The organism is Azoarcus sp. L1K30, assembly GCF_018122735.1.
Classification (GTDB): Bacteria; Pseudomonadota; Gammaproteobacteria; order Burkholderiales; family Rhodocyclaceae; genus Parazoarcus.
Genome location: NZ_JAGRRD010000001.1, coordinates 3,120,709 through 3,143,089 on the forward strand (window position 1 = coordinate 3,120,709; position 22,381 = coordinate 3,143,089).

Genomic DNA, 22,381 nt, shown 5'->3' on the forward strand with positions numbered 1-22,381 from the left:
TGCATGGTTGATCCCGTCCCCGCCGGTGGACTGGTGCTGAAAAAGGGCGGGGGCACCGCAAGCGGGCCCCCCAAGCACACACGCGAGGAGGAACGCGTTCATCGACTTCGTGAGCTGCGGCGCGGGGCGCACCCGGCCGCATGGGTGCGGCCAGTGTTCAGAGTTCGCGCCGTTTCATCGCGCCCGCGATGTATTCCGCCTGACGGATCGCCAGCGCCACGATGGTGAGCGTCGGGTTGGCCGCGCCGCTGGAGGTGAATTGGCTGCCGTCGGACACGAACAGGTTCTTGATGTCGTGGGTCTGGCCCCACTTGTTCACCACGCCGTCGCGGGCCTTCGCGCTCATGCGGTTGGTGCCCATGTTGTGGCTGGCCGGATAGGGCGGCATGTCGATCACCCGGGTGGCGCCCACCGCCTCGGACAGCTTGCGCCACTGCCCCAGGCCATGACGGCGCATGGCGGCGTCGTTGGTGTGGTCGGTCTTAGTGACGATGGGAATCGGCAGGCCGTGCTGGTCCTTCTCGGTCGGATGCAGAGTGATGCTGTTCTCTTCCTGCGCCAGATCCTCGCCGCACACCCACACGCAGCTCATGTGGTCGAACTTCTCCAGCGCGGAGCTCACCTCGCGCCCCCAGCCGCCGGGTTTCATGAAGGCCGCGGCGAAGGGCAGGTGCAGCGCCAGTCCTTCGAGGTGGTAGCCGCCGAGGAAGCCACGGTCGGGGTTATTGGGCACCTCGTCCGACACCACCGCAGCGATGTCGAAGCCGCGGTACATGTACACCGGCCCCGGGTTGATGGTCAGCGCGGCCGCCGTGGTGTGGTTCATGTAGTTGCGCCCGACCTGGCCGGAGGAGTTGGCCAGGCCGTTGGGGAACAGGCTCGAGGCGGAGTTGAGCAGCAGGCGCGGCGACTCGATCGAGTTGCCGGCCACGCATACCACCCGCGCTTTCTGCAGATGCTGCTTGCCGTCCTTGTCGGCGTAGAGCACACCGGTGGCCTTGCCGCTCTTGTCGTGCTCGATGCGCAGCACCATGCTCTGCGGGCGCAGCTCGGCGTGGCCGGTCTTCATCGCGCGCGGAATCTCGGAGTACAGCGTCGACCACTTGGCGCCGATCTTGCAGCCCTGCATGCAGTAGCCGATCTGCTGACAGGCCGGACGGCCGTCGTTGGGCCGGGTGTTGGAAGCCACCGGACGGACGATGTCCTTGTAGCCGATCTTGCGCGCACCGGCCTCGATCACCTTGTAGTGGTTGTTCGGCGGCATCGGCGGCAGGCCGCTGGCCTTGGTGCCGGCCACGCCCATCTTGCGCTCGGCGATGTCGTAGTAGGGTGCCAGCTCCTCGTAGCTGATCGGCCAGTCGAGCACGTTGGCGCCCGGCACATGGCCGTAGGTCGAACGCGTCTTGAACTCGTGCGCCATGAAGCGCAGCGCCAGGCCGGACCAGTGCATGGTCGAGCCGCCGACGCCCTTGACGATCCACGCCGGCAGATTGGGATAGGTCTCGGTGTGATGCCAGCCGCCGGCCGAGATGCGCTTGTCGAGCCACGAGATCTTGGCGAACATCGCCCATTCGTCGTTCTCGAAATCCTCCTGGGTGTGGTGCTTGCCCGCTTCGAGGATCACCACATCAATGCCCTGCCGGGTCAATTCGTCGGCCAGGGTCCCGCCGCCGGCACCGGAGCCGACGATGACGACGACGCTGTTGTCGTCCTTGGAAAAGGTCTTGCTCATTTGAGTTGTCTCCGTCTCTTCTTATGGAACTGCGGCCTCAGGCCTTGGGCAGCCAGTCGATGTCGTCGAATCCGCGATTGACGTAGCCGCCCTTCTCCCACGACGAGCCCTCCTCGCCGAACAGCGGCCAGACCGCCTTGTTGTTGTAGAAACCGGTCACCATGTCGCCCTTGATCTTCTGGAAGAAGGCGCCGTGCTCGATGGCGTACAACAGGGTCAGGCGCTCGGGTTCGGTGGACACCTCGGCATAGGGTTTGTTGAAGGCAGCCATGGCAAGGCGGTCGAGCTGGGCCACACCGTCGACGATCAGCTTCTTGAGCGCAGGGTCCTTGGCCGCCATCGCGTCATAGGGCTCGATCGCGAGCATGTAGTAACGATCGGAGATCCTGTCGTGGGGGAAGATGTCGCGCGCCATGACCAGCAGGGTCTTGCCCGGTCCGGCGCCAAGCTCGGTGAATTCGGCGGCCAGCGCATCGCGGGCCGGCAGCATCAGACTGCCTGTCGACAGAGCTGCGACCCCGGCCGCCGCCGCGCCCGAGCCTTTGAGAAATGCACGCCGGCTGACGGTAATGCGCTTTTCCAGCACGCGCATTGCGGGCTCGGCCGGGGTATCTGGATGTTCGTTCTTCATGATGTCTCCTCTTGTTTTGTCGCACTTGGGTGATGATCGGGGCGTCCGCGGCGCTCAGGCCGCCGCGGAACGGGTTGGGGTTGAGTGTGGATTCGAGAGCGGCGTCGGCAGCACGCCGAGCACATCGGTCAGCATCTGGTGCAGGGCGGACGCAAACCCTTCCACCAGCGGCGCGGCCCCCAGTGCCTCCTCGCAGGAGGTGGTTTTCTGTTCGAGCGCATGCACGTCCGCGCCCGGTCTTCCCAGCGTGTCGCACAGCAGGTGCCAGTCGGGACGCGCCAGCAGCGTGCCCGACGTCAGCAGCACACCATGACGACGCCGCAGCTGTGCGAGCCCGACGATCTTGCGACCGCCGACCACGACTTCCCACGGCGACAGCCCGCCGAAGCAAGCCCAGCCCAGTGCAGGGTCGGCGGTGCTGCTGCGCACCTCCGCCGGTGACAGGGCATGGGCCGCAAGCCCCATGTCACGCAACAGGCCGGCGATGAGCACCCCCAGCCAGCGGTAGCTGGTGACCGTGCCCCCCGCGAGCAGACGATGGTCGGGCGGCAGCAGGATCGAGGTGCTGAGCATCCAGGGGCCGGTCAATACCGCGCCGCCGCCGGAGCTGCGCTGTACCAGTTCGCAGGCCGCGGGACGCTGGCGCGCCTGTTTCAGCAGCGCAGCCTGCGAGCAGCCGAACACCACGCCCGCCGCGCGATAGGTCCACAAGCGCAGTTGCGGTTCGCTCACCGGCGACTCCAGCAAGGCCTCGTGCCAGCGCTGCTCGTCGGTGCTGCTGACGACGGCGAGACGGGGTTCGGCCGCAGTCATCACAGATCCGCCGTCTCGATGCGGCGAGCCAGGTCGCCCAGGAACACGGCGGCCGGATAGCCATCCACTGCGCGATGGTCGAAGACCAGGTGCAAGCCCATCATCGGCGCGACGACGATCTCTCCGTCACGCACCACCGCCTTGTCGAGTACCCGGGTCACCCCCAGGATCGCCACCTGCGGCGGGTTGATGATGGGGGAGAAGTGGTCGATGGCGGTCATGCCGAGGTTGGTCAAGGTAAAGGTGCCGCGCTGGTAATAGCCGGCACCGAGCGCACCCGCCCTGGCGCCGGCAGCGACCCGCTTCAGTTCTTCCGCCAGGGCCGGCAGCGCATGACCGTCGGTATTGCGAATCACCGGCACCATCAGCCCATCGTCCAGACTGACGGCCACCCCGATGTTGATCTCGGGCATGAGTTCGACCGCCTTCTCGCGCATCAGCGCATTGAGTCGCGGATGCGCTCGCAGCGTGAGCGCAAGCGCACGCAGCACGAACACGGTGAGCGACACCTTGTCGCCCGCAGCGGCCATCTCACGACGCAGGGCCTCGCAGCGGCTGACATCGACCTCGACCGAGTGCGCCACGCGCGGAATCTGCCACCCCTGCGCCATGTTGCGGGCGATGGCGCCGCGCAGCCCGGAGAGCGGGATGAGCTGCGCAGCGGGTGCGTCCGCCGCCACTGCGGTGCTTGCGGGGGCGCTCATCGCTCAGCCCTCGATCACCGCAAGCACGGCGCCGCGGCCGAAGGTGTCGTCGACCGCCACCTTCAGTGCCGTCACCTTGCCACTGCAGGGCGCAAGGATCTCGTGCGTGGTCTTGACCAGCTCGGCGACCGCGACGATCTGGCCGGCGTCGACGCTGTCGCCCTCGGCCACCTGCCATTCCTGCAACAAGGCCTCGGTGCCCTCTTCCACATCCGCCCACACGGCGTCGTCCATTACGATATCGGTCATGCTTGGTCTCGCTTTCAGTTGAGATTGAGTTGCATCAGTTCGCGCACGGCGGCGGCAATGCCATCCACCTGCGGGATGGCGAACTGCTCGAGCGGGCGGCTGAAGGGAATGGGCACATCGGGCACGGCCAGGCGACGGATCGGCGCCTTGAGCTTCACGCTGTCGAGGTGCTCGGCAACGATCGCCGCGATCTCACCGGACACCCCGAAGGACAGGTAGTCCTCGTCGGCCACCAGCAGACGGCCGGTCTTGGCCACCGAGCGCAGCACCGACTCGCGGTCGAGCGGCACCAGTGTGCGCAGGTCGATGATCTCGACGTCGATGCCTTCGGCAGCGAGCGTATCGGCCGCGAGTACGGCCTTCTGCACCATCTGCGACAGGGTGACGATGGTCAGGTCGCGCCCTTCGCGCACCACCTTGGCCTCGCCGAAGGGAATGGTGTAGGGCTCGAGCGGTACGGCGTTGGTACTGCCCTCGAAGTAGGACATCCACGACAGCCCCATGATGCCCTTGTGGTACATGAACACCACCGGGTTGTCGTCGCGGATTGCCGCGGTCATCAGCCCCTTGGCATCGTAAGCGTTGGACGGCACCACCACCTTGAGGCCGGGCACGTGGGCAAAAATGCCGTACAGGCATTGCGAATGCTGGGCCGCATCGTTGTAGCCGCCGCCGATGCCGGTGGTGATCACCACCGGGTACTTGGTGTTGCCACCGGACATGTAGGTGTTCTTGGCGAGGTGGTTGTAGATCTGGTCGAAACACACCCCGAAGAAATCCACGAACATGAGCTCGGAGATCGGTCGCAGGCCTTCGGCAGCCGCGCCGATGGCCGCGCCCATGAAGCCGGTTTCCGAGATCGGCGTATCCATGATGCGTTCGGGGCCGAACTTGTCGAGCAGGCCGGTAGTGGCGCTGAAGATGCCGCCGTACTTGCCGACATCCTCGCCCATCACGAAGACGCGCTGATCGCGCTCCATCTCCTGGGCGACCGCCTCCGAAATGGCCTGCGCCATGCTCAGGGTGCGGACTTTGGTATCTGTTGTCATCGCTGTGTCCTCTCGTCGCGGGTCCGTTTCAGTCTGCAAACACGTGAAGCAGGGCTTCGGACGGTTCGGGGTAGGGGCTGTTGCGGCCGAAGGCATAGGCGGCCTCGACGCGCGCGCTGACTGCCTGGCGCAGGCGGGCATCGCCGGCGTCGTCGAGCAGGTCGCGCGCGCGCAGCAGGGCGCCGAGTGCCGGGATGGGATCGTGGGTGCGCAGTTCCTGCGCTTCGCCCTTGGGGCGGTAGGTTTCGGGGTCACCCTGGAAGTGGCCCAGGTAACGGTCGGTCTTGACCTCGATCAGCGTCGGGCCTTCGCCGCGGCGCGCCCTTGCCACGGCGTCGCCTGCGGCGCGGAATACCGCGACGGCATCGTTCGTCTCTACCAGCACGCCGGGCATGCCGTAACCGGCTGCGCGATCGGCATTCGATTCGATCGATGTGGAATCCTGCTTCTCGACCGAGATCCCGTACTTGTTGTCCTCGCACACGAAGATCACCGGCAGCTTCCACAGCGAGGCCAGGTTGAGCGCCTCGTGAAAGGCGCCCTGATTGGCCGCGCCTTCACCGAAGAAGCCGATCGCCACCCAGTCCTTGCCCAGTTTCTTCGCCGCCAGCGCGGCACCGCAGGCCTGCGGTGCCGAGGCGCCGACGATGCCGCTGCAGGAGAACTTCACCGCGGGATCGAACAGGTGCATGTGTCCGCCCTTGCCGCGCCCCAGGCCGGTCACCTTGCCGAACATCTCGGCGGTCATCGCGTTCAGGTCGACGTTCTTGGCAATCGCGAAGTGGTGCGGGCGGTGCGCGCCGACCACGGCGTCCTCCGCCTTCAGGTGGGCACACACACCCACCGCCACAGGTTCCTGTCCGGCGGCGAGATGCATCTCGCCGGGCACCGGTCCGGCGCCGATATCGAAGGCCAGTCCTTTCTGAATCTTCGGGGGCAGCTTGCCCTCGAGATAGACCTTGGCCATGGTCTCCTCGTACTCGCGAATCTCCACCATCTTTTCGTACATCCACAGCAACTGTTCGGATGTCGGGTCCATTGCAGGGTCTCCTCTAAACGCCTTGTCGGTCGGCGAAACGCCGTGTGTCGCATCGGGCCGGATTGCAGCCGGCTTGCGCTTCCTCTCCGCAAGAGCGATGCCAGGCAGCCGTGAATTTTCGCAATTCACCTTCAACAGGCTGATTTACCGGTCTTTTTCCAGCCACTGCAGAGATGGGAAAAAGGGCACGAGGCGCCGATCTGTCGCATCGGCTGCGACACCTGTCGCAGGCAGTGAAACGGATGTCCGCCCGCTGTGGCGCGCTCGCCACCACACCGGTCGGCCGCAATCGGGCCATTCGTCCTCGCGTCAACAACCATGGCTGCAGGGGCGGTACCCGGGACCGCAGGCGCACGACTTCCACTGTCACAGCTGTCGCCCGCGTCGCGCGCAAACAGCGACAACTGTCGCTGCGCGGAGACGGTCGGTGATTTTTCAAGCAATTGTTTTTATTGCTTTATTCATATGGCAGGGATTTTGCTGAGTGCTCGCCGTGCCTGGTCTCAACACCATGCACCGCCTCGGCGAAGGCGCTGCAGGCCTTGTGCCCCGGCGCCGCAAAAATTCAAAAATCAGGAGACAACCCGATGTACAGACTGCGTTCTTCAACACCTGCCCTGAAGCGCACGGCCGCTGCCATGGCCGTCGTTGCCAGCCTGGGCTGCGCTGCATCCGCCCACGCCCAGGTCACCTTCGACGTGATCGGCCCCCACGAATACGAACTGCCGGTCGGCTTCAAGCCCTTCAACGTGTTCGTGCAGTACGCCACCTTCCAGGACAGCAACAAGCTGTGGAATGCCGACGGCAAGCGGCGCAGTACGCCACGCACGGATGTCGTCGTGGGGCTGTCCAAATACGTCCGCTTCTGGTCACCGGAATCCAACCCGGACATCGGCATCGCCTACGAGATCATCGTGCCCGAGGTGAATATCCGCAGCAGCAGCAGTCACAGCTCTGCAGGCGGCTTCGGCGATCCGCTCACCGGACCGGCGATCTGGTACAAGCCCTCGGCCAACTCCACCCTCGGCTTCCAGAGCTTCATGCAGGTTCCGGTCGGCGACTCGGATGTGGGCGGCGGCGATGTGTGGAAGAACTATTCCAGCTTGTTCTGGGACGTGCAGATGGGCAAGCTGACCTACACCGCCGACGCCGGCTTCGTGTTCTTCGGCAAATCCACCGCCGCCGATGCCACGCCCGGCACCATCTTCCACACCAACCACCGCGTGGGCTATGCGATAAACGATGTCGTTGAGCCCTTCATCGCGCTCGACTACGAAACGCAGTCGGCGTGGACGAACAAGGTCACGTCGGTACGCAACCCGCGCAACGACGAACTGACCGGCGGCATTGGCGTGATGTTCAAGTACTACGGCAACCAGTCCATCACCGTGCGCTATTCAGGCGGCATCGACGGCAAGAACCGCGCCGCCACCAACAGCCTGAACCTCAAATACGCCTACGCCTGGTAAGCACCCGATCCCGCGCGACCGGCTCGATGCCGGACACCGGGATGGCCGCCTCCCGGCACCGCCACCCGCAGCGCGAATCAATGGAGACATCATGAATCTACGCACCCGCCTCGCTCCCCTCGTCCTGTCGCTGGCCTGCGGCAGCGCCATCGCCGCCACCAGTGCCAATCCCGGCTCGATCGACCCCGACAACTGGCCGCAATATCACCGCACCTCGAACGCATGGCGCTTCAGCCCGCTGACCCAGATCAACAAGGACACGGTCAAGAACCTGAAAGTGGCCTGGATCCACCAGCCGGGCAACATCACTCACGGCCTGCAGGCCACGCCGATCGTGGTCGACGGCGTGCTGTACTACATCTCGGCCAACAACAACGTATGGGCGGTCGATGCCGCCAGCGGCAAGACCATCTGGCACTTCGAGCCCAAACTCGACCCGCTGTCGAAGCAGGTGTTCTATGCCGCCGCCAGCCGTGGCGTAACCGTCGGTCGCGGCAAAGTCTTCGTCGGCACGCTGGACGGCCGCTTCCTGGCGCTCGACCAGAAGACCGGCGAGCAGATCTGGTCCACCCAGCTCACCGACCTCAAGACCCAGCACGGCGCCTTGTTCTCCGCCCCGCCGCAGCTGGCCGGCGATGTGCTGTTCGGCGGCACCACCGGCGGCGACCAGCCGATTGCGGGCAAGATCTACGCCGTCAATGCGGACACCGGCAAGCCGGTCTGGAACTTCGAGATCATCAAGGATGATCCTGCCAGCTGGCCGGGCGACAGCGGCAAGGTCGGTGGCGGCTCGGCATGGATGCCGGGCACCTACGATGCCGAATCGGACACGATCTACATCGGCACCTCGAATGCCGCGCCCGACTACTACACGCCGGGACGCGAGGGCGACAACAAATATACCGCCACCCTGCTCGCCCTCGACCCCAAGACCGGCAAGCTGAAATGGCATCGCCAGGAGATTCCGCACGACACCTGGGATTTCGACTCGGCCTACGAGGCGCTGGTGGTGAAGAAGGACGGCAAGGATGTGATCGTGCATCTGAACAAGAGCGGCTTCGTCTTCGTCATGGACAAGGCCGACGGCAAGCTCGAGAACGTGTGGCAGTTCGCTGAGAATATGAATTGGGCCAAGGGCATCGACCCCAAGACCGGGGAACTCATCGAGCCCCGCCGCCCGCAGCCGGGCAAGCGCGAACTGCTGTGCCCCAACCTGCTGGGCGCACGCAGCTGGAACCACGGCGCCTACAACCCCGGCACAGGCCTGTGGTACTCGCACGGCATGGAGGTGTGCAACGAAGTGGTGTCGGGCAAGGACGACCCGGCCAGCCTGAAGGCCATTTCAGCGCTTTCGCTGGGGATCGACGAGATCAAGCTGGTTGCGCCCCCGGGCGGCAAGAAGCCCGACGGCCGCCTCGATGCGCGCGACCCGCTCACCGGCAAGCTGAAATGGAGCGTTCGCTACGAGCTGCCGCCGTTGAGCAGCGTGCTTACCACCGCCGGCGGCCTGGTCTTCACCGGTGACATGGAAGGCCACCTGTTTGCCTACGATGCCGACAACGGCAAGCAACTGTGGCAGTTCAATGCCGGCTCCGGTGTGCGCGGCGGTCCGGTGAGCTATGCCGTCAATGGCAAGCAGTACATCGTCATCCCGACCGGACTGGGTTCCCATGCCCCGGGCTTCCTCGCCGGCGCCTTCCCCCAGATCAAGGATCTGCCGGGCGGTGCGGCGCTGATCGGCTTCACGCTCGAATAAGTACCCGGCACCTGTGCGGGGCGGCGCCTTCATGCGTCACCCCGCACAATCGACAATCTGAATGGAGTTGCAGATGAAGCGCAATGCCACCCCCTCCCCGCGGCTGCTCGCGAGCCGCATCCTCGCGCCGGCGCTGCTGACGCTGAGCCTCGCGGCCCCGGCGTACGCGGTCGCCCCGCCGGCCGGCGCCAGTCGCAGCGAGCTGGCCGCAGGAAAGAGCCGTTTCGACAAATTGTGCGTCAGCTGTCATGGCGCCGACGGCGCGGGCAAGGAGACCTACGGCCCCCGCCTGCAGGATCGTCCGGACCTCGGCGAGGCCCTGATCCGCGAACGCATCATCAAGGGCAAGCACGGCGACCACGCCATGCCGCCATGGGGCACCGTGCTCAAGCGCGCGGAAATCGATCAGCTGGTGGCCTATGTCAAGGACTTGAAGCAGACGGCCGCGGAACGCACGAGCGGCCCCTTGTCTCCATTCGACCTCAATGACCCCGCCCGCATCGAGACCGGCCGCAAGCGTTTTGCCAAGACCTGCGCCGGCTATTGCCACGGCCACGAAGGCATCGGCGGACGGGCGCCCGACTTCAAGGGGCGCACCGATCTCAGCGCGGAGGTCGCGTTCGCGACCATTTCCAAAGGCCGGCAGGGGGCCGACGTCATGCCCCCCTGGGGCGATGCTTTCTCCGAAGAGCAGATCTGGGAACTCGTCGCCTATCTGCAGTATCTGGGTCGTCAGACGCTGGACTGAGCGCGTTTAACAGCGCATTCCGCCGACTGGCATTCAGTCGCCGCGACCAACGGTGATCTCGATCGTGCCGATACCGGCGATGGCGCCGGTCAGGCGCTCGCCGACCTTCACCGCGCCAACCCCGGCCGGCGTGCCGGTGAAGATCAGGTCGCCCGCCTCGAGGGCGAAATAGCGCGACAAGTGGGCGATCACCTCGGGCACGCTCCAGATCTGCGACGCGAGGTCGCCACGCTGGCGCGGCTCGCCATTGACATCGAGCCGGATCTCGCCGGCAGCCGGATGACCGATGCGGCTCGCCGGCACGATGGCCGAGCACGGCGCGGCATGATCGAAGGCCTTGCCCACCTCCCACGGACGGCCCGCCTTCTTGGCAGCCCCCTGCAGGTCGCGGCGGGTCATGTCGAGGCCGACGCCATAGCCGAACACATGCGCCAGCGCCTCGTCCGCTGCGATATTGCGCCCGCCGCGGCCGATGGCGACCACCAGTTCGATTTCGTGATGAACATCCGCAGACTCGCCCGGATACGGAAACACGCTGCCGGACGGAATCAGGCTGTCGGGGTGCTTGGAGAAGAAGAACGGCGGCTCGCGGTCGGGATCGTGCCCCATTTCACGCGCATGATCGGCATAGTTGCGGCCCACACAGTAGACCCGGCGCACCGGAAAGCGCTGCTCGCTGTCGCTGACCGCGACACTGTAGACCTGAGGCGGAAAGAGGTACTGCTCGTTGTGCTCGGATGACACCTGGGGTTCTCCTGGGTTCACATTGTGCGCGGCACGATCGCAATCGTCGTGCTCCAGCCGGCATTCATGCATTGAAAAAGGGCGCGGCGCGAGGCCGATCATGGGCAACATCGACGCGGGCCGCAAGCGTGTTTGTAGACGGCCATTGCGCCGGTTCGGGCGGATGGCACGGCCGGCGCCGGCGCCGGCCATGTCGCGGCAGTGGCAAGGATCACTAAACGACTACGCTGAATCGCGGTCAACGCCACATCGACATCGATTCGGGGGCGCCGCCCATGTCACCCTTCATTTCCGCACATGCGTGCAATCAGAACTGGCATACCGCTTTGACCGTCTGCCTCGAGCAACTGACGCGTGAGGCCAGGCGTGTCGCGCATGGCAAGGCGGTGGCCGAATACACACTGGGCTGGTGCTATCTGACGGATTCGTTCGCCGGTGCGGCCGAAGACATCCTGGCCGAACTCAAGCGACACTTGCCCGGCGTAAGGTGGGTGGGCACGGTCGGGATCGGCATCGCTGCCAACGCCAAGGAATACATCGACGAACCCGCGCTGGCGCTGATGCTGGCGCCGCTGCCACGCGCATCGTTCAGGCTGTTCTCCGGGCGCCAACCCTTGCACACGAAAGCAGATGCAGGTGATTTCCACGCCCACACCGCACTGGTCCACGCCGATGCGGCCGCACCCGACCTGCAGGAGCTGTTGCCGGAACTGGCGGAACGCACCGCGACCGGCTATCTGTTCGGCGGCCTGTCCTCAGCGCGCACGCAAGCCTTGCAGATCGCCGATGCGGTGCTCACCGGCGGACTCTCGGGCGTGGCCTTTTCCGACGAGGTCGGGGTCATCTCGCGGGTGACGCAGGGTTGCCAGCCGGTCGGTCCGGTGCGTCAGGTCACGCGCGCCGAAGGCAACATGGTGCTGACGCTCAACGGACAACCGGCGCTGGCCTGTGCGCTGCACGATCTCGCGCTGGCCAGCGATCTTGCTGTCGAGGACATGGCAGAAGCCCTGTCCTCGACACTGGTCGGCCTGAGCCGGGGCGGTGACGACCAGGCCGCGCCACCGGGACGATTCGGTGCGGATACGCTGGTGCGCCACATCGTGGGCCTCGACCCGCGCGCCCGCGTGCTCGCCATCGGCGACGAGGTGAGCGCCGGTTCGCAACTCACGTTCTGCCGTCGCGACCCCGAGGCGGCGCTGGCAGACGTGCGCCGCATGGCCGCCGAGATTCGCGATGAACTCGGTGCGAGCAAGCAGCAGGCCGCCGGCGCCATCTACATCAGCTGCGTTGGTCGCGGCGGTCCGCACTTCGGGACCCCGGACGCGGAATTGCGCGCGATCCGCGACGAACTCGGCGACATGCCGCTGGTCGGCTTCTTCGCCAACGGTGAGATCGCGCGCGACCGCCTGTACGGCTATACCGGCGTGCTGACAGTCTTTACCATGTCAGCCTGAGCGAGCAGCAAGGCCTTACCCGCATTCGACCGCGCCAGGCGCTGCGCCATCATCATCGTCGCCCTCCACGAGAGGCGGCGCCGTATCCGCCAAGGAGACTCCATGCCGATCGACCAGCGTCAGTTCGCCCCCGCGACTGCGCGCAACCGCGACTTCATCCTGCCCATCCTGCAGCGGGTCCTGCCCGAATCGGGCACGATACTCGAGATCGGCAGCGGAAGCGGCGAACATGCGGTGTTCTTTGCGCAATCGCTGGCTGGCCTGAACTGGCAACCGAGCGACACCCATGCAGAGGCCCTGAACTCGATCCGCGCCTGGATCGAGTACGCCGGCGCAACCAATGTCGCCATGCCGCTTTTGCTGGACGTGGGTGCGTCGGCATGGCCACTTGCCCATGCCGACGCCCTGGTGTGCATCAATGTCATCCACTACTCGCCGCTCGAGAGCACGACCGCCTTGCTGACGGGTGCTGCACGGGTCCTGCCGCCGGGAGGCGTGCTCTACTGCTATGGCCCCTATCGTCGCGGGGGCAGACACACGTCACCGAGCAACGAGGAATTCGATGCCTGGCTCAAGCAGCGCGACCCCCGCTTCGGCGTGCGCGACATGGAGACGGTAGAGGACGAGGCCGCAGCATGCGGACTGCGCCTCGAAGAAGTCATTGCGATGCCGGCCAACAATTTCAGCCTGGTGTTCCGGCGCAATTGATCGGCGCAGGCAAAGCCATCAGCCCTTGGGCACACGTCCCATCATGTAGAACTGCTCGTTGGGCGGCGTACCGGTAAGGTGCACCAGCCGGTTGCTCATGCTGAAGAACGCGGTAATCGCCCCGATGTCCCAGATGGCTTCGTCATCGAAGCCGTGCTCACGCAGCGCGTCCATGTCGGCAGCGTCGACTTCTCCGCCGCGGGTCGACAGCTTGATCGCGAAATCGAGCATCGCGCGCTGACGCGGGGTGATCTCGGCCTTGCGGTAGTTGGTGGCCAGCTGGTCGGCCACGCGCGGATTCTTGGCGCGAATGCGCAGCACCGCACCATGCGCGACCACGCAGTACAGGCACTCGCTCACGCCCGAGGTGGCCACCACGATCATCTCGCGCTCCGCCTTCGACAGGCCGACGTCCTTTTCCATCAATGCGTCGTGATAGTCGAAGAAGGCACGGAACTCGGCCGGACGATGCGCCAGCATCAGAAACACATTGGGAATGAAGCCGGCTTTTTCCTGTACCGCCAGAATCCTGTTGCGGATGTCCTCGGGCAGGTCGCCGAGTTCGGGAACGGGAAAACGGCTGATGGAACGATCGGTCATACGGGTCTCCTCAAGAAAAACATGCATCTGCTTGTTATGGGTGTCACAAGGATCATGTGATCGACGCGCGGGTGGCGAGACCGGCAGGCCTCGCCACCCGCGCGTCGATCAAGGTGACTCAGCGGTTTACATCGACCACGACGCGACCGCGGATCTTGCCGTCGAGCAACTCGGCAGCCGCCGGGATGGCATCCGACAGGGCGATCTCGTGCGTGATGAGGTCGAGCTTGCCGACGTCGAGGTCGCGCGCCAGACGCGCCCAGGCCTCGAGCCGGTCGGCGCGCGGGCACATCACGCTGTCGACACCGGCAAGGGTGACGCCGCGCAGGATGAAGGGCGCAACGGTGGCTGGGAAATCCATGCCCTGGGCAAGGCCGCAGGCGGTGACCACGCCGCGATAGCGGGTGCTGGCGCAGACGTTGGCCAGGGTGTGGCTACCGACAGTGTCAACCGCACCGGCCCAGCGCTCCTTCGCCAACGGGCGACCGGCGGCGGAGAACTGCGCCCGATCGATGACGTCTGCGGCACCGAGCGACTTGAGGTAGTCCGCTTCCTGCGGACGTCCGGTGGAGGCCACCACGGTATAGCCGAGCTTGGCCAGCAGGGTCACGGCCACGCTGCCCACCCCGCCATTGGCACCGGTCACCAGGATCTCGCCCTTGTCCGGAGTCACGCCGTGGCGCTCGAGCGCCAGCACGCACAGCATGGCGGTATAGCCTGCGGTGCCGATCGCCATCGCCTGCTTCGGCGTGAAGGCCTTGGGCAGCGGCACCAGCCACTCGCCCTTTAGCCTGGCCTTCTGCGCCAGCCCGCCCCAGTGTCCTTCGCCCACGCCCCAGCCGTTGAGCACGACCGCGTCGCCCACGGCGATGCCTTCATGGCTGCTCGACTCAACCGTGCCGACCAGGTCGATACCGGGCACCAGCGGAAACTTGCGCACCACCGGTCCTTTGCCGGTGATCGCCAGACCGTCCTTGTAGTTCAGCGTGCTGTACTGGACATTGACGGTCACGTCGCCCTCAGGCAGTTGAGATTCCTCGATGTCGCGCAGCGTGGCGCGGTATCCGGCGTCGTCCTTTTCGATCAGAATGCCCTTGAACATGGGTTGCTCCTCCTGTGGGTATATTCAGGCCATACGCGGCAACGCCGCGAGGAAGCCCTGGTAGAAACGGTCGAGCGGATCGGCGTTGCGCACCAGCTTGGCCCTGAGTACGGCGCCTTCCCAGCCGATCCAGAAAAACTCGGCGAGCATCGCCGGGTCGGCATCGGGCGTGAGTTCGCCGCATGTCCGAGCCGCCTCGAAACACGCTGCGAGACGTTGCTGCCAGTCGCAGAACACCGCCTCGAGCTGTACCCGATAGCCTTCGTTGAGCGCGCCAAGCTCCTGCCCCAGATTTCCGATCAGGCAGCCGCGACGGAACTCGAAACGCGACATGCCCGCCTTGGCGTCCGCCACGAACGCCGACAGGCGCGCCAAAGGCGGGGTGCTTTCATCCAGCAGCCAGCGATCGAGCTTGCGCGCAAAATAGGATGCATAACGCTCGATGACAGCCGCGCCGAACTCCTCCTTGCTGCTGAAGTAATAGTAGAAGGAGCCCTTGGGCACACCGGCGCGCTTGAGCACGAGGTCAATGCCGGTACTGGCAAAGCCGTGCTCGGTGAGGATTTCGGTGCCGGCGCGCATCAGCACCTCGCGGGTCTGGTCGCGGCCACCTTCCTGGCGCGGGGGACGCCCCCGCCGACGGATGTTGATTTCAGTCATTGGCTTTTATATTAGACCAGTCAGTTATTAAATCAAGCGCAATTACATCGCCTGTCCGAGTATTTTTGCTGCAAAGGGGGCGAACGTACTACCGCGGTCCCCAGATACGTCCGAGCTGTGCATCCCGCCCACATCCGCGCCGATAGTACATGTAGCGCAGCGGGTTCTTCTTGTAGTAGTCCTGATGGTATTCCTCGGCCGGATAGAACGCCGTCGCCGGAAGGATCTCGGTCAGCACGCGCGATACCTTGCCACTGCGGAGCAGCGCATCGCGGCTGTCTTCCGCCACCTTGCGCTCGCGCTCGGTCTGCCAGTATATGCCCGTGCGATACTGCGAGCCGACATCGCAGAACTGCCTGTTCCTCGCGGTCGGATCGATAGTCCGCCAGAAATACTCCACGAGTTGCGGGTAAGTGACCCGCGCGGGATCGTAGATGACCCGCACGGCTTCGGCATGGCCGGTATTGCCGGCACTGACCTGCGCGTAGCTCGGATCAGGTTCCTTGCCACCGGTATAACCCGATTCGGCCTCGATCACACCGGGCAGCTTCTCGAAGTCCGCCTCGGTGCACCAGAAACAACCACCGGCGAATATCGCCGTTTCGCGCTCACCTGAGGCTGGCTCTACAGCACTGCCGTCCGCGGCATGCGCGCTGCCCGCCAGCGCAAATGCCCACAGTGCGGCAAGGCACAGGGGTCGAAGTTTCGATCGCATCTGCTTTGCTCCTCCGTTCGATCCATTATTAACCCGGCAATCAATTAGATGGCGAATTGTGGAGTTGGGCGCGTTCGCTCCCTCCCCTTCAAGGGGAGGGCTGGGGATGGGTTCTCCCTACGCCGCAAGTAACCCATCCCCCTCCTAACCTCCCCCTTGAAGGGGGAGGAACTCGGTGCCGACAATGACTTCATCTGTTTCATTGCCGGGTTTATAGGCCGGCTGCACCCGGCGCAATCAATTTTCCGGCGGATCCGGGATCGTGGACGGAACAGTGCCGGGCATCCCTGGCGCAGTGTCATTCACGGCACCTGCCATCAACGCGTCGAATTCAGCCTGGCCCAGGTAATCGAGATCCCAATGCGACGTGTATGCCAGCTTCAACGTGTCCTGATAGACCATGAACCTGTGTGTCTTGCGCCGTCCGTCCATCGCTGCACTCCTTTGCGACCGTACAAGGATGCGACCCATGGCGCGCGGCATTCGTTCCACATTCTGACGGTGGCCTTTCCTTCACGCACTGCGGTCAGGGTTCACAGACTTCGTCCATGTTTCACCCTACAGTCCCGCCATGCTCACGTTGTTTAAAGCGACCACGCTCTCGATGCCTGCCCGATTCCGTCTGCTGATGGCTGCACTGCTGTTGTCATGCGCCTTTCCGGGCGCGGCCGGGCAAGGTGAAGCGCGCGAAGATGCGCCGGCCTGGACGGACGAGCCGCCCGCATTGGCCCGCATGCTGGAAGCCGGGTTTCGCGCCGAACGCAATCGCCTGCCGGATCTTGCGGCAGCCAGTTACTGTGCCGCAGCGCGCTACGGCAGCATCGAAGCGCAGTACCAGCTCGGCCGCCTGCTGCTGAACCGGCACGCGGAAACCGACACGGACCACAGTGGTCTGGCATTGCTGGCACTGGCCGCCAGACAGGGCCACCTGGGCGCCCAAGCGCAACTGGACAGCAACACCAGGATGATTGTGGACGCCGAACTGCCGCCATGCCTGCTTACCGGCGAGCGTGCTGCACTGCCCGACAATGGGGAGGCCGTGCCGTTCGATGTGGTCGAGCGCTTCATTGCCTCCTTGCCCGGTGATCGTCGTGCCCATGCCCGCCTGGTGCAGCGCCTCGCTCCCCGCTACGGTGTCGACCCCCGGCTTGCGCTGGCGATTGCGCGCACGGAATCGAACTTCGACGCCGATGCACGCTCATCGCGCAATGCCCAGGGACTGATGCAGCTCATACCCGACACGGCAGAGCGCTTCGGCGTACGCGATACCATGGATCCGGAGCAGAATGTGCGCGGCGGTCTGGCCTACCTGCGTTGGCTGCTTCGCCGCTTCGACGGCGACGTGTTGATGACGGCAGCCGCTTACAACGCCGGTGAAGGCGCAGTGGAACGCCACGGCGGTGTGCCGCCTTTTGATGAAACCCGTGAATATGTGCGTCGCATCATGCACTTCTATCGAGCATCGCGGCACGCATACCCGGACCGATCGGCGAGCACATCCAACATGCAGCGGCAGGGCTGACCTTCAACCCCTGAACGGCCGAAAACGCAATGGCCACGCCGCATTCGGGCTTGCAATCCTCCCCTTGGGAGAGGATATTTGCGTCCTCTGCGGTCACTTTTCGTTGCCATGCGCCTGAACCACAATCTGGCCACATTGGGGAAAGACACCTTGTCAGTGCGCGACATCGCAGCGTCAGGCTGGAGATCCGACAACGGTTTCATGCTGTCGGAAGGCATCGACTGCTGCCCGATTCCGATCTTCGTGCTTGACCGCAACCACGTCATCTCGCACTGGAACAAGGCGCTCGAGGCCATGTCAGGACTCGCCGCGACGAGTGTGACCGGCACCCGGCGTCAATGGGAAGCCTTCTATCCCAGCGAGCGACCGACCCTTGCAGACCTGATCCTCGACGGCGCAATTGAGGACAAGGTCAAGCACTTCTATCACGACAAGTCCCGCCGCTCGCCGCTGCTGCCGGGAGCCTTCGAAGCTGAGGACTTTTTCCCCGACATCGGCGACGGCGGACGCTGGCTATTCTTCACCGCAGCCCCGTTGCGCAACGAGCATGACGAGGTTATCGGGGTCATCGAGACCTTGCAGGACGTGACCCAGCGCAGGCGTGCGGAACAAGCCTTGCGTGACAGCGAGGAGCGCTACCGCCTGCTCAGCATCACCGACGGACTCACCGGCCTGTTCAATTCCCGCCATTTCTTCAATCGCCTCGAATCCGAGTGCGAACGTGCGGCGCGTTACCGCCAGCCGCTGTCGATGCTGCTGCTCGATGCCGACAACTTCAAGCAGATCAACGACACATACGGACACCTCGAGGGCGACTGCGTGCTGCAGGCGTTGGCGAAAGTCATCGTCGGCAGCATCCGGGGGGCCGATACGAGTTTTCGTTACGGCGGCGAAGAGTTTGCGGTGCTGCTGCCGGGCACCGAACGGGAAGAGGCCGTCAGGCTGGCGAACCGACTGTGTGCGGCCTTCGCCAATACCACCGTGCTGCTGTCATCCGGCATCGGCATCCAATGCAGCATCAGCATTGGCGTATCGCAGTTCGTTCCAGGGGAGAAGCCGGCCAGTTTCATGCACCGTGCGGATCAGGGCATCTACGAGGCGAAGCACCGCGGACGCAACTGCGTGGTTGCGGTCGATACCGGCGGCGCTTGCTGACACTGGGTCCGGCGTCGACCGTGCAGTGCAACATCAGCCGTGTCCGGACTGGTCTCACGCGCCCTTGAGTGATAAAATAGGGGCCTGTTATTAGGGTTTTTGCCCTGATGCCTGCCCGATCGGCGTGAATGCACACCGTTTTGTCGCGCCGACAGGGTCCAGGCGAGCGGTCGGCAAGGCTGCTCAGGGCTGAACGTTGCTTTCAGCAGAACCGCTTCCACAGGCGGTTTTTTTGTGAGCAGGAACTTGTCCAATTTATTGCTTTGCCTCGCGCCAGTCAAAGGATCCAGCATGTCGGTACATCGTCGCGCCCACAACGCCAACTCGCGGACAACCCGCTTCACTCTCCCGATTTTCGCCGTCGCTGCCGCCGCGCTGCTGGCCGGCTGTGGCAAGCAGAATTCGGTTGACCCGGAACTGACCGCCAGCCTGATTCAACCGGTTGCCAAGGTGGAATTGAAGGTTGAAAAGGTGGCTGCAGGCAGCCGCACCGGCGAGCAGATCTACAAGAATGTCTGCGGCAGCTGTCACGAGTCCGGCGCGCTGGGCTCACCCAAGGCGGGCGATGCCGCTGCCTGGGGCCCGCGTCTCGCCCAAGGCTTCGACGCACTGGTGAAATCGGCAATCGCCGGCAAGAACAGCATGCCTGCCCGCGGCGGCGCAAGCGACCTGACCGATACCGAGGTCAAGCGTGCGGTTGCTTTCCTCGCCAACAAGGCCGGCGCGAACTTCACCGAGCCGCCGGTCGAGAAATAAGCCGCGCCCGCAAGACCTGCACATTGAAGAAAGGCAGCCACTGGCTGCCTTTCTTGTTTGCTGCCGTCGCGCCGATCCAACGGCCGGCCTGCCTATGCTCGCAATGCGATCGGCGTGTTGACCGGATCGCTTCTTCACCCATCCTGATAATGCTTTTTGCATTATTCACCTGCGCCGTCATCGCGCATAAACGCATTTGTCATTTACAATGCCGTCATTCCTGACCTGACTGCATGACGATTGCGTCCTGACGCTTCGTCCGCCCGCGCATGAAGCCCCAGACCGCTCGTCGCTTCGCTGTTGCCGCCGTCCTCTCCGTCTCGTTTCATTGGGCGCCCCCGCTGGCGGCGAGCGACAGCCTGTTCGGCCTGTCCCCGGCCACCGGCTGCGGCATCAACAGCAGCTGTCCCAATTCGCCAGGCGGCCCGTCCGGCAGCCTGTGCGAAGTGCTCGGCACCTGCGGCACTCCGGCCCCTGTTCCGTGCATCAACAACAACACCGGCGCCACCTGCGGCGCCGACAGCGGCCCGGCGAGCCAGGCCACGGACAGCGGGCAGAACGTCGGCGCGGGCAACCCGTTGAGCCTGCTCTCGGGCAACAAGTACCAGCAGGAAACCGATCTGCCCGCGCTGCCCGGCGTGCTCGGGCTCGAGATCGTGCGCCACTACAACAGCCTGCGCAGCCGCGCCGGCCAGCACAGCGGCGCGCTCGGGCGCGGCTGGCGCCTGTCCTACGACACCCGGCTCTACACCACCCGCGTCAATCACCAGATCGTCCAGGCCGACGGCACCCGTGTCGTGTTCTCGCGCGACCCGGCCCATCCCAGCGTGTGTGCCAGCGCCGACCCCGCGCGCGGCGTGCTGCTGGTAGCGCGCAAGGCGCGCGGCGAGCAGTACGTGTGGGTGTGGCCCGACGGGCGCAAGCTCTACTTCGACACCAGCGGCAATCTCACGCAGATCCTCGCCCCGACGGGTGAGTTCGTGTCGCTGCAGCACGACGCCGACGGCAATCTGGTCAAGGTCACCGACCCGCAGGGGCGCAGCCTCGTGTTCAGCTACTTCAAGCGCGGCGCCTTTGCCGGCATCGAGCACATCGACAGCCCGCTCGGGCGCTTTACCTACCACTACGGCAGCACCCCGGCCGACCCCGCCGTGGCCGAGGCGGCGCTGGCTGCGGCGAACCTCACCAAGGTCACGCTCCCCACCCATTACGACCCCGCCGACAAACCCCACGCCTTCGCCAACCGCGGCGTCTCGGCCAGCACCCTGGCGCGCGAGTACCACTACGAAGATGCGCGCTTCCCGACCTTTCTCACCGGCATCACGGTGTCGGGCGCGGGCTCGGACGAGCACACCGTCCACCAGCGCATCGCGACCTACGTCTATGACGGCGACGCCCGTGCGGTGCGCTCGGTGCGCGGACCGCTGCCTCCTGACGGCGACCGCGGGCCCGACGATGTCAGCCTGGACTTCTCCACCCCGGGCCAGACCGTGCTCACCAACAGCCTGGGTCGGACCACCACCTATCTCACCACGCGCATCGGCAGCGAGCGCCGCATCCTCGAGGCGCGTGGCCCCGGCTGCGCCACCTGCGGCCCCACCAACGTGCGCTACCGTTACGACGCCCGTGGTCGCCTGACCGCCACCACCACGCTCGACGCCCGCGGCCGGGCGCTGATCTCGACCCAGACCGAACTCGATGCCGCCAGCCGTCCGCTGCGCACCGCGCGCTTCGACTTCTCCGTCACCCCGCCCCGGCTCATCGGGCAGGTGCGCTACGCGTATGCCTCGCCACCCACGACGTCCGTCCCCACCGACGCCACCGAGCCCGACACCTTCATGCTGCCCGCGCCGCAGCCCATCCTCATCGCCCGTCCCAGCGTGGTGGCCGGGCGCGAACATCAACTGCGCCTCGAGTACAACGCCGCCGGGCAGGTGCTGGCGGTGACCGAGACCGGCTTCAGCCCGGCATTGCCGGCACCCGGTGCAACCACGGCCGGGAATGGACCGGTGGCGCTGTCACGCACCACGACCTACCGCTACGCGCAGATCAACGGGCGCAGCGTGCTGGTCGAGATCGATGGGCCCTTGCCCAACGGGCCACTGAATGCGCCGGAGGATTCGGATATCACGCGCACGGGTTGGGACGGAGCGGGGAATCATCCGCTCGACATCGTGCGCCCCGGCGGCTTTCGCCAGCGGCTCGCTTACGATGCGCCCGGGCGCATTGCCTCGATCACCGACGACGATGGCCAGCGCAGGATCGTCACGTCCACCCGCTATAGCGGCATGGCTTTCATCGCGCTGCAACCCGAATCCGTCGTGCAGGAAGGCTGGCGACTTGAGAACGGACAGCCCGTGGCGTCGAGCCGACTGCAGTTGGCGCTGCTGCGCGCGCAATACGATGCTTTCGGGCGCAGGACGCACGCCACCGACGCTGCAGGGCGCAGCGTCGAGCTGGCCTACGACGGGGGTGGGCGGCTCGTTGCGGTCACGGATGACAGTGGCCACCAAAGTCGGCTCGATCTCGATGGCGAAGGCCGTATCGGGCGTGCGGCGCTCTATCGCCCTGGGCAGGACACCGTGCCGTGGCGCGCCGCCTACTATTGGCGAGATGAAGCGGGGCGCCAGACCGCGCGCCTTCTTCCCGACGGCCGGCTCGACACCTGGCGCTACGACGAGGCCGGTCGCCTGACCGAACACATCGATGGCGACGAGATTCGCACTCGCTATCTGCAGCGTGCGGACCATCGCCTCGGCGTACGCATCGCCCAGA

Annotated in this window: 22 protein-coding genes; 9 read left to right on the forward strand and 13 right to left on the reverse strand. The window is 65.2% G+C overall.

All coding sequences use genetic code 11. The features are described from left to right. Positions 1-157: 157 nt before the first annotated feature. From J5J83_RS14410 to J5J83_RS14440, 7 genes are read right to left on the reverse strand one after another with little or no spacing between them, the layout of a single operon-like run. Positions 158-1,732, reverse strand: a complete 1,575-nt coding sequence (locus tag J5J83_RS14410) for a GMC family oxidoreductase (RefSeq protein ID WP_212350272.1) — start codon at positions 1,730-1,732, stop codon at positions 158-160. Positions 1,733-1,769: 37 nt separating this feature from the next. Continuing rightward, complete coding sequence (locus tag J5J83_RS14415) at positions 1,770-2,363, reverse strand: gluconate 2-dehydrogenase subunit 3 family protein (protein ID WP_249115727.1); 594 nt, start codon at positions 2,361-2,363, stop codon at positions 1,770-1,772. Between the two features lie 54 nt (positions 2,364-2,417). Further along, a complete protein-coding gene (locus tag J5J83_RS14420) occupies positions 2,418-3,176 on the reverse strand; it encodes a lipoate--protein ligase (RefSeq protein ID WP_212350274.1) in 759 nt (252 codons plus the stop codon). After that, a complete protein-coding gene (locus J5J83_RS14425; RefSeq protein ID WP_212350276.1) occupies positions 3,176-3,880 on the reverse strand; it encodes a 2-oxo acid dehydrogenase subunit E2 in 705 nt (234 codons plus the stop codon). The genes J5J83_RS14420 and J5J83_RS14425 overlap by 1 nt, the downstream gene beginning before the upstream one ends. A gap of 3 nt (positions 3,881-3,883) precedes the next feature. Further along, entirely contained in the window at positions 3,884-4,129 is a 246-nt protein-coding gene (locus J5J83_RS14430) for a lipoyl domain-containing protein (protein WP_212350278.1), read from the reverse strand. A gap of 14 nt (positions 4,130-4,143) precedes the next feature. Beyond that, positions 4,144-5,178 carry an alpha-ketoacid dehydrogenase subunit beta gene (locus J5J83_RS14435; protein ID WP_212350280.1) on the reverse strand — a complete coding sequence of 345 codons (1,035 nt, stop codon included), beginning with the start codon at positions 5,176-5,178 and terminating at the stop codon, positions 4,144-4,146. Positions 5,179-5,206: 28 nt separating this feature from the next. Continuing rightward, on the reverse strand, positions 5,207-6,217 hold the full coding sequence (locus tag J5J83_RS14440) for a thiamine pyrophosphate-dependent dehydrogenase E1 component subunit alpha (RefSeq protein WP_212350282.1): 1,011 nt from the start codon (positions 6,215-6,217) through the stop codon (positions 5,207-5,209). Between the two features lie 587 nt (positions 6,218-6,804). Here J5J83_RS14440 and J5J83_RS14445 point away from each other — a divergent pair. The 3 genes from J5J83_RS14445 (at position 6,805) to J5J83_RS23010 (ending at position 10,190) form a co-directional block, all read left to right on the forward strand. Then, positions 6,805-7,686, forward strand: coding sequence for a transporter (locus J5J83_RS14445; RefSeq protein WP_212350284.1), 882 nt, complete (start codon positions 6,805-6,807; stop codon positions 7,684-7,686). A 91-nt stretch (positions 7,687-7,777) separates the two neighbouring features. Further along, positions 7,778-9,442 (forward strand): PQQ-binding-like beta-propeller repeat protein, encoded by a 1,665-nt coding sequence (locus J5J83_RS14450; RefSeq protein ID WP_212350286.1) that lies wholly within the window; start codon positions 7,778-7,780, stop codon positions 9,440-9,442. 73 nt (positions 9,443-9,515) lie between these two features. Continuing rightward, positions 9,516-10,190 carry a c-type cytochrome gene (locus J5J83_RS23010; RefSeq protein ID WP_249115728.1) on the forward strand — a complete coding sequence of 225 codons (675 nt, stop codon included), beginning with the start codon at positions 9,516-9,518 and terminating at the stop codon, positions 10,188-10,190. Positions 10,191-10,223: 33 nt separating this feature from the next. Here J5J83_RS23010 and J5J83_RS14460 read toward each other — a convergent pair whose 3' ends face one another. Beyond that, a complete protein-coding gene (locus J5J83_RS14460) occupies positions 10,224-10,934 on the reverse strand; it encodes a fumarylacetoacetate hydrolase family protein (RefSeq protein WP_349251899.1) in 711 nt (236 codons plus the stop codon). A 275-nt stretch (positions 10,935-11,209) separates the two neighbouring features. On the opposite strand from J5J83_RS14460, the gene J5J83_RS14465 reads away from it, so the two are divergent. Then, positions 11,210-12,388: an FIST N-terminal domain-containing protein gene (locus J5J83_RS14465; protein ID WP_212350288.1), complete on the forward strand. Its 1,179-nt coding sequence runs from the start codon at positions 11,210-11,212 to the stop codon at positions 12,386-12,388. Positions 12,389-12,490: 102 nt separating this feature from the next. Then, positions 12,491-13,096, forward strand: a complete 606-nt coding sequence (locus J5J83_RS14470; protein ID WP_212350290.1) for a DUF938 domain-containing protein — start codon at positions 12,491-12,493, stop codon at positions 13,094-13,096. Between the two features lie 18 nt (positions 13,097-13,114). Here the strand turns inward: J5J83_RS14470 and J5J83_RS14475 are convergent, their stop codons facing one another. From J5J83_RS14475 to J5J83_RS14495, 5 genes are all read right to left on the reverse strand, one after another. Continuing rightward, positions 13,115-13,696, reverse strand: a complete 582-nt coding sequence (locus J5J83_RS14475; protein WP_212350292.1) for a peroxidase-related enzyme — start codon at positions 13,694-13,696, stop codon at positions 13,115-13,117. A 118-nt stretch (positions 13,697-13,814) separates the two neighbouring features. Then, positions 13,815-14,798 (reverse strand): MDR family oxidoreductase, encoded by a 984-nt coding sequence (locus tag J5J83_RS14480; protein WP_212350294.1) that lies wholly within the window; start codon positions 14,796-14,798, stop codon positions 13,815-13,817. A 24-nt stretch (positions 14,799-14,822) separates the two neighbouring features. After that, positions 14,823-15,458: a TetR/AcrR family transcriptional regulator gene (locus J5J83_RS14485; protein WP_212350296.1), complete on the reverse strand. Its 636-nt coding sequence runs from the start codon at positions 15,456-15,458 to the stop codon at positions 14,823-14,825. A gap of 88 nt (positions 15,459-15,546) precedes the next feature. After that, positions 15,547-16,173: a peptide-methionine (S)-S-oxide reductase MsrA gene (gene msrA, locus J5J83_RS14490; protein WP_212350298.1), complete on the reverse strand. Its 627-nt coding sequence runs from the start codon at positions 16,171-16,173 to the stop codon at positions 15,547-15,549. Positions 16,174-16,410: 237 nt separating this feature from the next. Further along, positions 16,411-16,605 carry a hypothetical protein gene (locus J5J83_RS14495; protein WP_212350300.1) on the reverse strand — a complete coding sequence of 65 codons (195 nt, stop codon included), beginning with the start codon at positions 16,603-16,605 and terminating at the stop codon, positions 16,411-16,413. A gap of 139 nt (positions 16,606-16,744) precedes the next feature. Between J5J83_RS14495 and J5J83_RS14500 the strand changes: the two genes are divergently transcribed. From J5J83_RS14500 to J5J83_RS14515, 4 genes are all read left to right on the forward strand, one after another. After that, entirely contained in the window at positions 16,745-17,695 is a 951-nt protein-coding gene (locus tag J5J83_RS14500; RefSeq protein WP_212350302.1) for a lytic transglycosylase domain-containing protein, read from the forward strand. Between the two features lie 156 nt (positions 17,696-17,851). Next, positions 17,852-18,850: a GGDEF domain-containing protein gene (locus tag J5J83_RS14505; RefSeq protein ID WP_349251951.1), complete on the forward strand. Its 999-nt coding sequence runs from the start codon at positions 17,852-17,854 to the stop codon at positions 18,848-18,850. A gap of 291 nt (positions 18,851-19,141) precedes the next feature. Then, on the forward strand, positions 19,142-19,606 hold the full coding sequence (locus J5J83_RS14510; RefSeq protein WP_212350305.1) for a c-type cytochrome: 465 nt from the start codon (positions 19,142-19,144) through the stop codon (positions 19,604-19,606). Positions 19,607-19,875: 269 nt separating this feature from the next. Further along, positions 19,876-22,381: DUF6531 domain-containing protein (locus J5J83_RS14515; RefSeq protein ID WP_212350307.1), on the forward strand; the 2,506-nt coding region annotated here is incomplete at its 3' end.